The sequence below is a fragment of the Staphylococcus gallinarum genome (genome assembly GCF_000875895.1).
Taxonomy (GTDB): domain Bacteria; phylum Bacillota; class Bacilli; order Staphylococcales; family Staphylococcaceae; genus Staphylococcus; species Staphylococcus gallinarum.
Map to the genome: position 1 here is coordinate 112,119 of NZ_JXCF01000007.1, position 15,851 is coordinate 127,969.

Annotated in this window: 11 protein-coding genes; 6 read left to right on the plus strand and 5 right to left on the minus strand. The window is 33.7% G+C overall.

Annotation, left to right across the window (positions count from 1 at the left end; all coding sequences use genetic code 11):
• Position 1: 1 nt before the first annotated feature.
• The gene (locus tag SH09_RS04380) at positions 2-634 is read right to left on the minus strand and encodes a GNAT family N-acetyltransferase (protein WP_042738406.1); all 633 of its coding nucleotides are present in this window, start codon (positions 632-634) and stop codon (positions 2-4) included.
• A gap of 179 nt (positions 635-813) precedes the next feature.
• Here SH09_RS04380 and acsA point away from each other — a divergent pair, with 179 nt between their 5' ends.
• Together acsA and SH09_RS04390 are read left to right on the plus strand one after the other, a co-directional pair.
• Positions 814-2,523 carry an acetate--CoA ligase gene (gene acsA, locus SH09_RS04385; RefSeq protein ID WP_042738407.1) on the plus strand — a complete coding sequence of 570 codons (1,710 nt, stop codon included), beginning with the start codon at positions 814-816 and terminating at the stop codon, positions 2,521-2,523.
• A gap of 580 nt (positions 2,524-3,103) precedes the next feature.
• Positions 3,104-4,771, plus strand: coding sequence for a formate--tetrahydrofolate ligase (locus tag SH09_RS04390; RefSeq protein ID WP_042738408.1), 1,668 nt, complete (start codon positions 3,104-3,106; stop codon positions 4,769-4,771).
• A gap of 40 nt (positions 4,772-4,811) precedes the next feature.
• Here the strand turns inward: SH09_RS04390 and SH09_RS04395 are convergent, their stop codons facing one another.
• Positions 4,812-5,723: a transglycosylase domain-containing protein gene (locus tag SH09_RS04395; protein WP_042738409.1), complete on the minus strand. Its 912-nt coding sequence runs from the start codon at positions 5,721-5,723 to the stop codon at positions 4,812-4,814.
• Positions 5,724-6,103: 380 nt separating this feature from the next.
• Between SH09_RS04395 and tyrS the strand changes: the two genes are divergently transcribed.
• Positions 6,104-7,366 carry a tyrosine--tRNA ligase gene (gene tyrS, locus SH09_RS04400; protein WP_042738410.1) on the plus strand — a complete coding sequence of 421 codons (1,263 nt, stop codon included), beginning with the start codon at positions 6,104-6,106 and terminating at the stop codon, positions 7,364-7,366.
• Between the two features lie 108 nt (positions 7,367-7,474).
• Here the strand turns inward: tyrS and SH09_RS04405 are convergent, their stop codons facing one another.
• Positions 7,475-8,797 carry a S1C family serine protease gene (locus SH09_RS04405; RefSeq protein ID WP_042738411.1) on the minus strand — a complete coding sequence of 441 codons (1,323 nt, stop codon included), beginning with the start codon at positions 8,795-8,797 and terminating at the stop codon, positions 7,475-7,477.
• 166 nt (positions 8,798-8,963) lie between these two features.
• Between SH09_RS04405 and SH09_RS04410 the strand changes: the two genes are divergently transcribed.
• The 3 genes from SH09_RS04410 to SH09_RS04420 all read left to right on the plus strand — a co-directional run bounded on the left by SH09_RS04410 (position 8,964) and on the right by SH09_RS04420 (position 12,739).
• Positions 8,964-9,584, plus strand: a complete 621-nt coding sequence (locus tag SH09_RS04410; RefSeq protein WP_042738412.1) for a lysophospholipid acyltransferase family protein — start codon at positions 8,964-8,966, stop codon at positions 9,582-9,584.
• Between the two features lie 171 nt (positions 9,585-9,755).
• A complete protein-coding gene (nagE, locus tag SH09_RS04415; RefSeq protein ID WP_042738413.1) occupies positions 9,756-11,255 on the plus strand; it encodes an N-acetylglucosamine-specific PTS transporter subunit IIBC in 1,500 nt (499 codons plus the stop codon).
• A gap of 362 nt (positions 11,256-11,617) precedes the next feature.
• Positions 11,618-12,739 (plus strand): HAD family hydrolase, encoded by a 1,122-nt coding sequence (locus SH09_RS04420; RefSeq protein WP_042738414.1) that lies wholly within the window; start codon positions 11,618-11,620, stop codon positions 12,737-12,739.
• A gap of 266 nt (positions 12,740-13,005) precedes the next feature.
• Here the strand turns inward: SH09_RS04420 and serA are convergent, their stop codons facing one another.
• Complete coding sequence (gene serA / locus SH09_RS04425) at positions 13,006-14,622, minus strand: phosphoglycerate dehydrogenase (protein ID WP_042738415.1); 1,617 nt, start codon at positions 14,620-14,622, stop codon at positions 13,006-13,008.
• Positions 14,615-15,775, minus strand: coding sequence for a pyridoxal-phosphate-dependent aminotransferase family protein (locus SH09_RS04430; RefSeq protein ID WP_042738416.1), 1,161 nt, complete (start codon positions 15,773-15,775; stop codon positions 14,615-14,617). The genes serA and SH09_RS04430 overlap by 8 nt, the downstream gene beginning before the upstream one ends.
• Between the last annotated feature and the right edge of the window lie 76 nt (positions 15,776-15,851).

Genomic DNA, 15,851 nt, shown 5'->3' on the forward strand with positions numbered 1-15,851 from the left:
TTTAAAAGAAAAAGCGATTCATATATCTGATATCATCAAACGCTTGTAATTGATCAATTGAAATTCTTGAACCAATCCTAGCCATTAAACAATTAGCAGGGTGACTGGTAATCTCAGGATCATCTGTAGCAAAAATTTCTAGGCCCCCATATCCCATTAATTTTTGCATGAGTTTTTTATATTCATAAACGTCAAGTTTTGCATTTTTCAAATCCCAATGCCAATAATACTCAGTAGTTAATACAATATAATCTTCATATTCGTCACCAGCTAGGCTAATCTTAATCAATTCGCTACCTAAACGTAAATGTCGGTAAGGTAAACTGATTTCAATGGCACCGAGTTCAATGAGGTATTCTAAATTACCAGTTGACCATCTTTCTAGAGGATCAGGATAATGATATGTCACATAACCAACGATATGGTTGTCTAATCTCAAGACGAATATGCGACCTTCTGGTAACTCACTGATTTCCTTGACTGCCTCAAACTGTTCATCTGGTGAGCGGAAAGACTTCAAACCATTATCAAAGGTCATTTGATTTAGTTCACTGTGGGACACGGGACCTTCTATTACGAAATGGCCTTCATCTAAATTAAAATCTTTGTATTGATATGTTTTAATATGTTTCATTTTCTCACTCCAAACTACTTCATATGTTTAATATATCCCAATTCGTTTACTCATATTATATGTTAAAAAATAAAAAAATAACATAAAAATGTATTCGCTTACATCATATTATTTTGAAAATTCGGAAATTGTTCGATATAATATTTTTAAAGTAAACGATTTCATAAGGGGGATTTAAAATGAAAGTAGAAGTATATAAAGGGGATAACGGTAATTTTAACCTTCAGAATTATGAACAAACATATAATAACTTCGATTGGAAAGAAGTTGAAAAGGTATTTTCATGGTCAGAAACAGGTAAAGTTAATATGGCATATGAATGTATTGATAAACATGTGGATGAAGGAAAAGCGGATAAAATTGCATTAAATTATAAAGACGATAAGCGAAAAGAAAGCTATACGTTTAAAGAAATGCAGGAAAATAGTAATAAAGCAGCTAACGTATTAAAAGATAAAGCGCATGTAGAAAAAGGAGATCGTGTATTTATATTCATGCCTAGAACGCCAGAATTATATTTTGCGTTATTTGGTATTTTGAAAATTGGAGCAATCGTTGGACCATTGTTTGAAGCATTTATGGAAAAAGCAGTGTCTGATAGACTTGAAAACAGTGAAGCAAAAGTGATTGTTACTACTAATGCTTTATTACCAAGAATACCAAAAGATAAATTGCCTCATTTAGAAACAATCGTAGTTGTAGATGAAGAGGTTGATGCTGAACATGTTGATTTCAATAGTGAATTTGAAGCTGCAAGCGATACATTTGATATTGAATGGCTAACATTAGATGATGGCTTAATCTTACATTATACGTCAGGTTCAACAGGTCAACCCAAAGGTGTATTACATGCACAACGAGCAATGTTACAACACTATATTTCAGGTAAGTATGTATTAGATTTCCAAGAAGATGATATTTACTGGTGTACTGCCGATCCAGGATGGGTAACTGGTACATCATATGGTATCTTTAGTCCTTGGCTAAATGGAGTGACAAATTGTATTGCGGGTGGAAGATTTTCTCCTGAGGCTTGGTATGGGATGATTGAAGAATTTAAAGTGACGATTTGGTATACAGCACCGACAGCATTAAGAATGTTAATGAGTGCAGGTGATGATATTGTTAAGAAATATGACTTATCAAGCTTGAAGAGTATCTTATCAGTTGGAGAGCCTTTAAATCCTGAAGTAATCAAATGGGCAAAAGAAATTTATAATAAACGTGTGTTAGATACTTGGTGGATGACTGAGACAGGTGGACATATGATTGTTAACTATCCATCTATGGATTTAAAGTTAGGTTCCATGGGTAAACCACTGCCAGGCGTAGAAGCGGCAATTGTTGATGATCAAGGTAATGAGTTACCACCTAATCGTATGGGTAATTTAGCTATGAAAAAGGGATGGCCATCAATGATGGTATCAATTTGGAATAATCCTGAAAAATATGATTCTTACTTTATTGGCGATTGGTACGTTTCAGGTGATTCTGCATATCAAGATGAAGATGGGTATTTCTGGTTCCAAGGTCGAGTTGATGATGTCATTATGACTGCTGGAGAACGTGTTGGTCCATTTGAAGTGGAATCTAAATTAGTTGAACATGAAGCTGTTGCCGAAGCAGGTGTGATTGGAAAACCAGATCCAATAAGAGGTGAAATTATTAAAGCATTTGTCGCATTACGACCTGGATATGAACCGACAGATGAATTGAAGGAAGATATCCGTAAATTTGTTAAAGAAGGTTTGGCTGCGCATGCTGCACCTAGAGAAATTGACTTTAAGGATAAATTACCTAAAACGCGTTCAGGTAAAATAATGAGACGTGTATTAAAAGCCTGGGAGTTAGATTTACCAGAAGGTGATTTAAGTACAATGGAAGACTAAAGGCTAACCTGTAAAAAGAGTTTAATTATTAAATTTTTAAATACAATAAACGTGATGTGTGCTTTTGATAAGTAGTACATTGTTATCACAACTACGTTAGTCAAAAATCATCAATATACAACAATTGATTTTTCATATTTCTATATCAAAATGCATATTATTTTGTTATTACGACAAGAAAAATAATAATATAAATTAAACAAAAAGCGCCAATTTCTAACATAATTTTTAGAAATTGGTGTTTTTTTCATGTTAATCTTTGAATTTATTATAAATAGTTACTTTAAAATATAATCGTTAAACTTGATGAAATGAAGTGCTCTAAAATTAAGATATTACGAATTTAAGTTAAGATTATTAGTTCAATTAAAATATATTTCTACTGTGTTTCGGTTAGTTTTAAAAAAATATAAACATGCTATTTTATAATTTTATAGCGCACAAAATTGAAAGCGCTATCTATAATTGTCGACAATATTTCTTAAGTTGGTTAATATAAGTATATAAGGACTTAAATATACATCAGTTACTTTAATCAATGCACAAAAAGTGAAATTAATATTTAAAGGGGCGAATGAATTTGGCACATTTATCAGATTTAGAAATTGCTAATCAAGCAACATTACAACCTATAGGAGATATTGCTGATAAAGCAGGTATACCAAGCGATGCATTAGAACCATACGGTCACTATAAAGCGAAAATTGATATTAATAAAATTAGAAAGAATAAACAAAAAGGGAAGGTCGTATTGGTTACAGCAATGAGTCCAACACCTGCTGGGGAAGGGAAATCAACAGTTACAGTTGGATTAGCAGATGCATTTAACCAATTAAATAAAAATGTAATGGTTGCCTTAAGAGAGCCAGCTTTGGGGCCAACATTTGGTATTAAAGGTGGGGCTACTGGTGGTGGCTATGCTCAAGTATTACCTATGGAAGATATAAACTTACATTTTAATGGTGATTTCCATGCTATTACGACAGCTAACAATGCATTGTCAGCATTTATAGATAACCATTTACATCAAGGTAATGAATTAGGTATAGATCAGCGACGTATAGAATGGAAACGTGTACTTGATATGAATGATCGTGCTTTACGTAATGTTATTGTCGGATTAGGTGGCCCTACACAAGGTGTCCCACGTGAAGATGGTTTCAATATAACTGTAGCCTCTGAAATAATGGCTATCCTTTGTCTTGCTACTGATATCACAGATTTAAAGAATAAAATCAGTAAAATTACAATAGGATATACAAGAGAACGTCAGCCAGTAACAGTTGCAGATTTAAAGGTTGAAGGTGCACTTGCAATGATTTTAAAGGATGCGATTAAACCTAATCTCGTACAAACAATTGAAGGTACGCCAGCACTTGTCCATGGTGGTCCATTTGCTAATATTGCACATGGTTGTAACTCTATATTAGCTACAGAGACAGCACGTGACTTAGCAGATATCGTGGTGACTGAAGCTGGTTTTGGTTCAGATTTAGGAGCTGAAAAATTTATAGATATCAAAGCGCGTGAAGCAGGATTTGAACCAGAAGCAGTTGTTGTTGTAGCAACAATTCGTGCTATTAAGATGCATGGTGGCGTGGCGAAAGATAATTTAAAAGAAGAAAATATCGAAGCTTTACAACAAGGAATTGTGAACCTCGAAAGACATGTTAATAATGTTCGAAAATATGGTTTAGAACCAGTAGTTGCCTTGAATGCGTTTATACATGATACTGATCAAGAAATAGAATTTGTAAAAAATTGGGCACAGACAAATAATGTGAGATTGGCATTGACTGAAGTATGGGAAAAAGGTGGCAAAGGTGGTACAGATTTAGCGAAAGAAGTATTAGAAATCATTGATCAACCACAATCCTTTAAGCATTTATATGATTTAGAACAGCCATTAGAAGATAAAATAAAAACAATTGTTACAGAAATTTATGGCGGTGCGAAGGTTACATTTTCTGCAAAAGCAGAAAAGCAACTAAAACAATTCAAACAAAATGGTTGGGATCATTATCCAATTTGTATGGCGAAAACACAATATTCATTCTCTGATGATGCTACTCAACTAGGTGCGCCAGAAGGGTTTGAAATTACAATTCGTGAATTAGAAGCAAAAACAGGTGCTGGGTTTATTGTTGCGTTGACAGGTGCAATAATGACGATGCCAGGTTTACCAAAGCAACCTGCAGCACTGAATATGGATGTAACTGATGATGGACGTGCGGTAGGATTGCTCTAATAAAGATTAAAAGCGAGTCGTTCTTAATAGGCGACTCGCTTTATTTTGTTATGAGATGAGCTTTAATATCGAAATGTTCAGCTGCAGTAAATGTTTTTTTATCTATTTTACCTTCTACTAACATTCGCTTTAATACATAATGCTGTCTGTTTAGTCCAATTTGAATTTGTTGATCATTTTTTAAAGTGCCATCAATTTTGTATGGCGTATAGAAGTAAGGGCTTTGTAGCATACCAACTAAATAAGCTGCCTCAGCAACATTTAGGTTTGCAGAAGATTTACCAAAGACACTATACGAAGCAGAGGCTATTCCAGTAATATTGGCACCATGACTATCTCTACCAAATGGAACAATATTGAGATAAGTATAGAGAATTTCATCTTTGGTTAACACTTTTTCTGCACGCAATGCTAAGATTAATTCGTTTGCTTTACGACTGTATGTTTTTTCATTAGAGAGTACTTGATTTTTAACTAATTGTTGTGTGATGGTACTGCCACCTGTAGAATTGTCCATATTAAAGATATCTTGACCGATTGCCCGTAAAATTGCTTTCGGTAAAATGCCGTTATGCTTAAAATATAAACTATCCTCTGATGAGGTTAATGCTTTTATAATATTATGATTTACCTCATTGGGACCGACAATTAATGGATTTTGTGAATGACTATATTCATAAAGTATATGTTTACTATGATAATCGATATCTTCAGTTCCGTTAATCGTCAATAGTTCTGTACGTAATTTATTATCCGACATATGAATGGACTCTTGTGTTAAATGTTGGAAATAAAATACAAATATTGCCAACATAATAATAAAGGTACAAGTAAAAATACTAAACAGACCTATGAAAAAACGCTTTATTTTTTTGTAAATAGATTCAAAACGATTGAGTTGTGGTTGTGATGTAAGATAATGTTGACTCGTTTCATAGGTTTTGTATTTCATTTTGTACCTCCTTGTTATGCAATATTATAACATAATTTAACATATTGACTTTTAAAATAGAGTTAATTATAATTAGTATCAATTCGATATGGTTTTTGGATTTAGGACAAGTAGTATAAGGATACATCTTCAGAGAATTAGTGGTCGCTGCGAACTAATGTTGTACGTTATATGAATACACCTAATTAAGAATGTAATCCAAACGTTTAAGTTAATGAACGTATCATTAATAAAGTTGTTTGACTTAAGTATGGTGGTACCGTGCAATTGCGCCCTTACATTAATTTGTAAGGGCGTTTTTATTTTTATTTTTAACATGTACAAGTAGAAAACTATCTAAATTCTAAACCAATATCATAAATAAATAGGAGGTTGTTTAAATGGCAAATGCATTAATTGATGATTTAACTTGGAGAGGCTTAATCTATCAGCAAACAGATGAAAGTGGCATCGAAACGTTACTGAATAAGGAGCAAGTTACATTATATTGTGGAGCAGACCCAACGGCTGATAGTTTACACATCGGTCATTTACTACCTTTCTTAACATTACGCCGATTCCAAGAACATGGACACCGTCCACTTGTCCTTATTGGTGGCGGTACTGGTATGATTGGAGATCCATCTGGTAAATCTGAAGAAAGAACTTTACAAACAGAAGAACAAGTTGAATTAAATGTTGCAGGTATCAGCAAACAGATGCATAAAATATTTGAATTTGATACAGAGCAGGGAGCAAAATTAGTTAATAATAAAGATTGGCTCGGTCAAATCTCATTGATTGATTTCTTAAGAGATTATGGTAAACATGTGGGGGTTAACTACATGTTAGGTAAAGATTCAATTCAAACACGTTTAGAACATGGTATATCATATACTGAATTCACTTATACGATTTTGCAGGCCATTGATTTTGGTCATTTAAATCGAACTTATAACTGTAAAGTACAAGTTGGTGGATCTGATCAATGGGGAAATATTACTAGCGGAATAGAATTAATGCGTCGTATGTATGGCCAAACAGAAGCTTATGGTTTAACAATTCCATTAGTGGTAAAATCAGATGGTAAAAAATTCGGTAAGACAGAAGGCGGCGCAGTATGGTTAGACCCAGAGAAGACGAGCCCATATGAATTTTATCAATTCTGGATAAATACTACAGATGATGATGTTATCAAATTCTTGAAGTACTTCACATTCTTAACGCAAGAGGAAATTGAAAAATTAGAACAATCACTTGCAGAAGCACCTCATTTAAGAGAAGCTCAAAAAGCTTTAGCTGAAAATGTAACACGCTTTATTCATGGGCAAGATGCATTAAACGATGCAATTCGCATTTCACAAGCATTGTTCTCAGGTGATTTACAATCATTATCTGCAAAAGAATTAAAAGAAGGGTTTAAGGATGTACCACAGGTAACACTAAGCAACACTACAACAAATATTGTAGATGCGATAGTTGAAGCTGGTATTTCAAGCTCTAAACGTCAAGCACGTGAAGATGTTAATAATGGTGCAATCTATATTAATGGCATAAGACAGCAAGACACTGCGTATGAATTAACAGTAGCTGATAAAATAGAAAATGAATTTACAATTATTCGCCGTGGTAAAAAGAAATACTTTATGGTGAATTACCAATAATTTTTTAAACTTTAAAAGCGGTCAACCAATCGTCGATAGTATTGGTTGACCGCTTATTTGAATGGATAATTAATTTAATAACTGAATAATATTGAATGTGGTTAGTATTTATTCAAAAATACTTGATCCACTTTCACGATTGGATTCTGTATCATCTGAAGATTGAGTTGTTTGTGATTTTTGTTCTTTAAGTTTAACATCGATTGATTTTTCTTTACCGTCTCTTTCAATTGTTAATGTCACAGAATCGCCAGGTTTTTTATTTTGATATAAATAGGATCTGACATCGGTATCTTCTTTGACGGATTTATTATCAATAGCAGTGATAATATCTCCTTTTTTCAAACCATTGTCGTCATCAACTTTAGCGATATAGACACCTTCGGAACGTTTGGTGTTTAATTGTTCTTTGTATTGTTCCGGAATCTCGCTTAGGTTTAATAAGCCAATACCAATTGATGGGCGCTCTATTTTACCATTTTTAACTAATTCTTTGATCGTAACCTTAACTTCGTTACTAGGAATTGCAAAGCCAATACCTTCGACTTGTTCGTTAGCAATTTTCATCGAGTTGATACCGACTAAATTACCATTGATATCAACAAGTGCACCACCAGAGTTTCCAGGATTAATGGCAGCATCTGTTTGTAATACATTGACTTTGTTTGTGCCTGCTGATGTTTGTGTATCGATTGTACGCTCACTTGCAGAGATTATTCCAGAAGTGACTGAGTTTGCAAACTCTAAACCTAATGGATTCCCCATAGCAAATACACTATCTCCAGTTTTTACTTTTGAAGAATTAGCAAATTGAATCGCTTTTGTTCCCTTAACGTCATCAATTTTTAATACTGCTATATCTGTAAGTGCGTCTTTGCCGATTAATTTAGCGTCAACCTGCTTAGAGTTATGTAGTTGTACCTTGATATTGCTTGCGCCATCAATAACATGGTTATTAGTCACAATATAGGCAGAGCCATTACTTTTTTGATAGATTACACCAGAACCAACACCAGCTTCTTCTGATTTGGAAGACTTTCCTTTTAATAAATCATCAAGACTTTGAGCCTTTTGCATATTAATGACACCGACAATGGCGGGTGAAACGTCTGTTATCATTTGATTTACGGAATCATATTTGTCACTTTTACCATCTAAGGTATTTCCACCACGACTACTTGATGATTCTTGGACATTTGAACCGTCATCGTTTAATATTGTGCGGTCCATAAATTTACCTATCCCAAGAACAATGAGTGCACCTAAGACACCTGCGACAAGTGCCACGACAATGGTCTTAAACCAAGGGAATCTTGGTTTATTGTATGAACGTGGGTTCGATGCTTTATGATAAGAGCCGTTCGAATCTTGTTGCGTTTGTTTAAAAGTGTGTTCGCTTCTTGGGTTATTATCATTATTATTATCTGACATATGTTACCTCCAATCCATTCACATACTCTATTATGAAAGGTTTTGCAATGATTTGCTAGTAAATTCACTTCATACTTTAGACTGAATTACAAATTAGCTTGTACGTGTTTAAACTAAGTGATAAAATCAGTAGGTGATAAATAGCAAATAAAAAGTAGGTGGAGAAATGTATAAATTTATCAGTGGTCTCTTGAAATTAATTATTGTGAAATTAAGCAATAGTTTAGAAGTTCAAGGTCGTGAAAATATACCACAATTACATAGGTATGTCGTAACATGTACACATGAAAGTTATAACGAAGTCATTATGTTAGGCATGGCAATACATCCTAACCAAATCCATTACATGGCTAAAAAAGAGTTATTCAAGAATAAATGGTTTGGTAGATTTTTATCTTCATTAAATGCGTTTCCTGTAGATAGAGAAAACCCAGGACCGAGTACACTTAAAAAACCAATTAATTTATTAAAACAAAATAAAACAGTCGGTATATTTCCTACTGGCTCACGTAAAAAATATGCTGAAGGTGAACCATTAAAGCGTGGTGCAGTTACAATTGCGATGATGGCACAAGCACCTATCTTACCAGCAGCGTATATAGGTCCGAGTGAAATTAAAGGTTTGATTACTGGACAAGCGGTGATTAAGTTTGGTCAACCTATCGAAACAAAGCACTTACCAAAAGATATGAAACGTAATGAAAAATTAGACTATTTAACTACAGAATTAGAAAAAGCTACAAGACAATTACAGCAAGAGTTGGATGCATATGTAGCTAATAAATAAAAAATATTTTTATTAGCTAAAAAAATTGATAATAAAATCCGATAACTTAAAAATTTATGTTATTATATTACTGTACAATAACTATAAGTTGAACGTATATAAACACCATGTGGGCTAATTGTGCGCGTGGTGTTTATTTTTTTGAAATTTAAACTGAAATGGGGAATGAATATGTTTAGTTTCTTTCAACGCTTAGGTAGGTCATTGATGCTACCGGTAGCAGTATTACCTGCTGCTGCAATTATTGTGGGGATCGGTAATGCGCTTACTGCAATGGGACTGTTGCCAACAGTGGCGAAATTTTTCTCAAGCGCCGGTTCGACAATATTAGAGCAGTTAGGAATCTTGTTTGCAATAGGTGTTGCATTGGGAATGGCAAAGAAAAATGATGGTGCTGTCGCATTAGCTGCGGCTGTGGGCTTCTTCTTAACTACAGTTGTTTTGAGTCCTGAGAAATTGGCACCGTTATTAGGAGTAAAGCAATCTGCAGTTGATAGTGCATTTGAACAAATGAATAATCAAAACGTATTTATTGGATTGATTGTAGGTTTGATTGCTGCTTATACGTATAACAAATTTAGTAAAACAGAACTTCCAGCGGCTTTATCATTCTTTAGTGGTAAGCGTTTAGTTCCAATATTAACAGCATTCTTCAGTATTATACTAGCTGTGATAATGTTGTTCGTTTGGCCATTTATCTTCTCACTTATCGTAGCATTTGGAACATGGATTATTAACCTTGGACCATTTGGCGCATTCTTATATGGTTTCTTTAATAGATTATTAATCCCAACAGGATTACATCATGCATTGAATGCAGTATTTTGGTTTGACCTTGCAGGTATCAATGATATTGCCAAATTCCAAACAGGAGACGGTGCAGTACATGGTGTGACGGGTCGATACATGGCAGGTTTCTTCCCGGTAATGATGTTTGGTATTCCTGGTGCAGCGTTGGCAATGTATCATACAGCAGAATCAAAGCAAAAGAAACGTGTCTATGGTTTAATGTTAGCTGGATCTATTTCAGCATTCTTTGTAGGTGTAACAGAACCAATTGAATTTGCATTTATGTTTGTAGCGCCAATACTATTTGTCATTCATGCCTTTTTAACAGGTTTATCAATGTTTATTGCCGCTTTATTCCATTGGACTGCTGGATTTGCATTTAGTGCAGGTTTAATTGACTATGTGTTATCGTTAATTAATCCAGTGGCAAATCATCCATATATGTTAATTGTACAAGGCCTTGTATTCTTTGTATTGTATTATGTAATATTTAGATTTGCGATTAAGGTATTAAAATTAAATACACCTGGTAGAGGTGATAACTTATTGCCTGACCCTACATCAGACGAAGCAACAACAGGTGATGTTGAGCACAGCGATGACTCAAGTGAAACGAGTACTGTGACAACGAATAAGTATACTAAGATAGCAAGTGATATTCTGAGTGGTTTAGGTGGCAAAGAAAATATCATGACCTTAACCAATTGTGCTACTCGTTTACGTATGGAATTACATGATAATACTTTAGTCGATGAGACGAAAATTAAACATGCAGGTGCTGTAGGTGTGACTCAAAGTGGTAAACATAATACACAAGTCATCATCGGTACTCAAGTACAGCAAGTAGCTGATGAAATAGAATCACAATTAGAAAGTAAATAGTTATACAAAGTCTGACGTCAAATGAATGTTTATTTTGACGTCAGTTTTTTATTTTGAATTATTTAAAAAATTGATAATAATTAGTTAGAAGTTTAATCGTTCACTCATACGCATGCTTAATAGTTAATAGAATTATCCACATAGTCGACAAAATCAAAGCAAGATAGGTACTTTATGCTACATTAAAGTTGTTATAATTTTTATTTTTATAAGCTTTAATGAAAATGCACTCTGCTAAATTGCAAAGTATTCAAATTTCCATAAAAATTTGAATAAATTCAAGAAATACATTTGCGCTTTTTATATGTAAATAGTACGATATACTAGTATCAGAATTTTCTGATTAAAGGAGAGTAGGTAGGATGAAGTCGGTATTATTTGATGTAGATGGTGTATTTTTAAGTGAAGAAAGGTGTTTTGATGTATCAGCATTAACAGTTTATGAAATGTTGATGAGTAAAGATTACATAGGTTTAGATCCATCGGTACAATTTGAAGGATTAACTGATAGTCAAATCACTGAAATAAGAAATATTGTTTTTTACAATGATGAAATATTAACTAAATTAAAGTCGTTAGGACTTAACTCTAATTGGGATATGTTATTTATTGTTGTAGCGATTCATTTTATAAAATTGTGTCAGGGATTATCAAATGACCAGCTATCGGACGTATTAAACCCTAAACAATTTAATCAAAATACTTTGGCATTTGTCGGTGAACATATCTCAAATGTAACACTTGATTTTTCTGCACCTTTAGCATTTTTAGATGGTGTGAGTTCTGGAAAGGACAATATCTATAAATCATTAGTTACATATGCAAGTGAACATTTAAACACAACTGAAACGGAATTATTTGAATTGAAAAGTGCGTTTTGGACATTTGCACAAGAGATTTACCAAGAATGGTATTTAGGTTATAAATTATTTGAGGAAGTTGAAAAGAAACCAAAGCGTTCGAACTTTAAAAATGGCTATATATATGATGAAGTCGTATTAAGACCAGTTGCTGAAATTAAATCATTACTTGAAGATTTAAAAAATGCAGGCTATCATATTGCAATCGCAACAGGGAGACCACGAACTGAAACGATTGTTCCATTTGAAACACTTGGAATTAAAGCATTGTTTGAAGAACAACATATAGTTACAGCAAGTGAAGTGCTAATCGCTGAAGATCATTATCCAGATTTAAAGCCACTAGGAAAGCCTAATCCGTTTAGTTACTTAGCAACTTTAGAAGGTAATGAGTTAGACCGTTATAAACATTATGCTACAAATCAAGAGAATCGTGTAAATAAGGACGATGTATTTGTAGTAGGGGATTCCTTAGCGGATTTATTAAGTGCTAAAAAAATTGGTGCAACATTTATAGGACCACTGACTGGATTAAAAGGTCAAAATGCACGGGAAGAGTTAGAATCTTATGGTGCAGAATATATAGTTGATCATGTCGGAGAAATTAGAAATATTTTATTATAAATAATTACAATTACTAACAATGATTAACGATTAATATCTCATATTACATCCTTTATTGAAGGCGTTGCAATGCGTTCGATATAAAGGATGTTTTTTAATTTACAATTAATTTCACTTATTATAAGTGATGTATTGTTTAGAATTCATTTGGATAGACAATAAAGATTGAATAAAAAGCAGCCCTCAGAAAATCTGAGGGCTGTTAATCTAGTATTTATGAGCCAAATTTTTACAAAATATTATTTCTGTATGATTTGGTTTTTGACTTAAATATTATAATTCGTATCTTGTGGAATATCTAATTCAACGCTACGTACGTTATTGAAACCTTCAATTTGGAATAGGGCATCAATAACATCTTGGTTTACAGGGTGGTCAATAGATAATACCATTAATGCATTGCCACCTAAGTTTGTTCGACCAAGGTGCATCGATGCAATGTTAATATCAAACTCACCAAGAATTTGACCCGTACGCCCAACAATACCTGGTTTATCTGTATGATTGATAACAAGTTGGTGTTGTTCCGGTTTAAAGTCAACTGGATAATCATTAATTCGCACAATACGTGGGCCATAACCATTGAGTACAGTGGCACCAATTTTAATTTGTGTATCCTTATTGATTAAAGTTAACTCGATATAGTTACTGAAACCACGATGTTTGGTATTCTTTTCAATATTATATGAAACACCTTGTTCATTCAATAATACAAGCGCATTGATTAGGTTAACACGTTCACCTAAATCTTGACGTAAAACACCTGAAACAAGTGTACGTGTAATTAAGCTCGTATCATCAAGTGCTAAATCACCTTCGTATTTAATGTGCAATTCGCGAGGCGCTTTTTCTAATAATTGAATACCTACTTCACCTGTTAGTTTACTTAATTCTATATATGGTTTTAATTCTTCATTAATTTCATTGTAAGTCATTCTTGGCGCATTGATTGCATTCAATACATTACCATTTTCGAAAATATCGACAATTTCATTCGCTACTGAAACGGCAACTTTCTCTTGTGCTTCAACAGTTGAAGCACCTAAATGAGGTGTAACGACAACTTTATCATGTTTAACTAATGGTGATTCAGTTGCAGGCTCAGTTTCAAACACATCTAGTGCTGCTGCTTGAATTCTATCTTCGTTCAGTGCATTAAGTAATGCTTCTTCATCAATAATACCACCACGTGCCACATTAATAATTTGTAATGTTGGTTTGGCTTTAGCGAAGAATGCTTCTCCTACAATACCTTTAGTTTTAGGGGTAAGCGGTGTATGAACAGTTACGAAATCAGCTTGTTCAGCAATTTCGTCTACAGTAGCTCGAATAACATTGAGTTCTTTTGCTTTATCTTCAGAAAGATATGGATCAAAAGCTAAAATTTTCATGCCAAAACTTTGCGCACGTTTAGCAACACCTAAACCAATACGTCCAGCACCAACGACACCTAATACTTTATTGTATAATTCAGTACCGCGATATGTCTTACGATCCCATTTACCTTCTTTTAAAGACTTATGCGCTTGTGGAACATTTCTGGCCATTGATAAAATCATTGCCATAGAATGCTCTGTAGCAGAAATTGTATTACCATCTGGTGCATTAATAACGATAACACCATGCTTAGTAGCAGCATCGATATCAATATTATCGACACCAACACCAGCTCTTGCAATTACTTTTAGATTTGGCGCAGCAGCGATAACATCTGCAGTAACTTGCGTTTGGCTACGAACGATTAAACCTTCAAAGTCAGCTATTTTTTCAATTAACTCACTTTCGGAAAGTTCAGTATTTGTAACAACTTCAAAGTCTTTATGATCTGTTAAACTTTTTAAACCTTCAGGTGAAATAGGGTCAGATACTAAAATTTTATACATATGCTTTTACAACCTCCATATATTGAGTAATTGCTGTACCAATGTACGCTTCATTTCTAAATTCTGATACGATGATTTCAAGTGCAGAAACGACTTGTAAGATATCAAATGGTGAAATTTGACCCATATGGCCAATTCTTAAAATTTCACCTTTAAGATGGCCTTGTCCGCCAGCAATTGTTATAGAGAAGCGATTTTTAAGTTCATTTTTAATAAAGTTTAATTCATCTTTCGTCTTAGGCACAAATGCTGTAACAGTAGGTGACGCATAAGCATCTTCTACAAGTAAATCTAAATCTAATGCTTTAAGCGCTGCTCTTAATCCATCTCTAATAGCATAATGACGTGCGACAACTTGATCTAAACCTTCTTCTTCGATTAATTGAGCATATGCAGTTACACCTCTAAATAAAGCTACGTTAGGTGTGAACGGTGTTGAATTATCAGCTTGAGATTTTAAATATTTATTTAAATCTAAATAAAATCTAGGCGTAGTAACTTCTGCAAATCTTGCTTTGGCTCGATTGTTATAAGCTACAAATGCTAGACCAGGGGGTAACATGATTGCTTTTTGACTTCCTGAAATTAGGACATCAATTTGATCACGTTTTAAATCAACATCAACAGCGCCGATACAACTTACGCCATCTACAACGAAATAAATAGATTCATCAAAGTCTTTTAAGGCATGACCTAATTCATTTACTGGATGTAATACTGCAGTTGAAGTCTCACAATATTGACTGAATACAGCTGTAATATCTCTGTTTAAAGATTTTAAGAAGTCAATGAAATCTGGAACATTTACTGCTTTACCCCATTCAACTTCAAAAATATGTACGTTTTCATAATAAGTCTCTGCAATTTGTTTAAAGCGGTTACCAAAAGCACCAGATACAATAATTACGATATCGTCTTCTGGATTAGCTAAATTTAACATACTTGCTTCTAAAGAACTTGTACCACTTGATGTTAATATCATTACCTCATTTTCTGAACCAAAAACGGGTTTCAATGCTCGAAAAGCTTCTTCGGCAATTGTTTCAAAATCACTAGATCGATGGCCGACCATTGGTAATTGTGTTGCATGTAATATTTGGTCCGGTACAGGTGTTGGGCCGGGCGTTAATAACAAAGGATGATAGTATTTCATATTGTAATTCCCCCATTGAGTAAGATTTAATAAGTTTAGCAAATTTTCAGACAATATAAAAGTCTAAAAATTACAA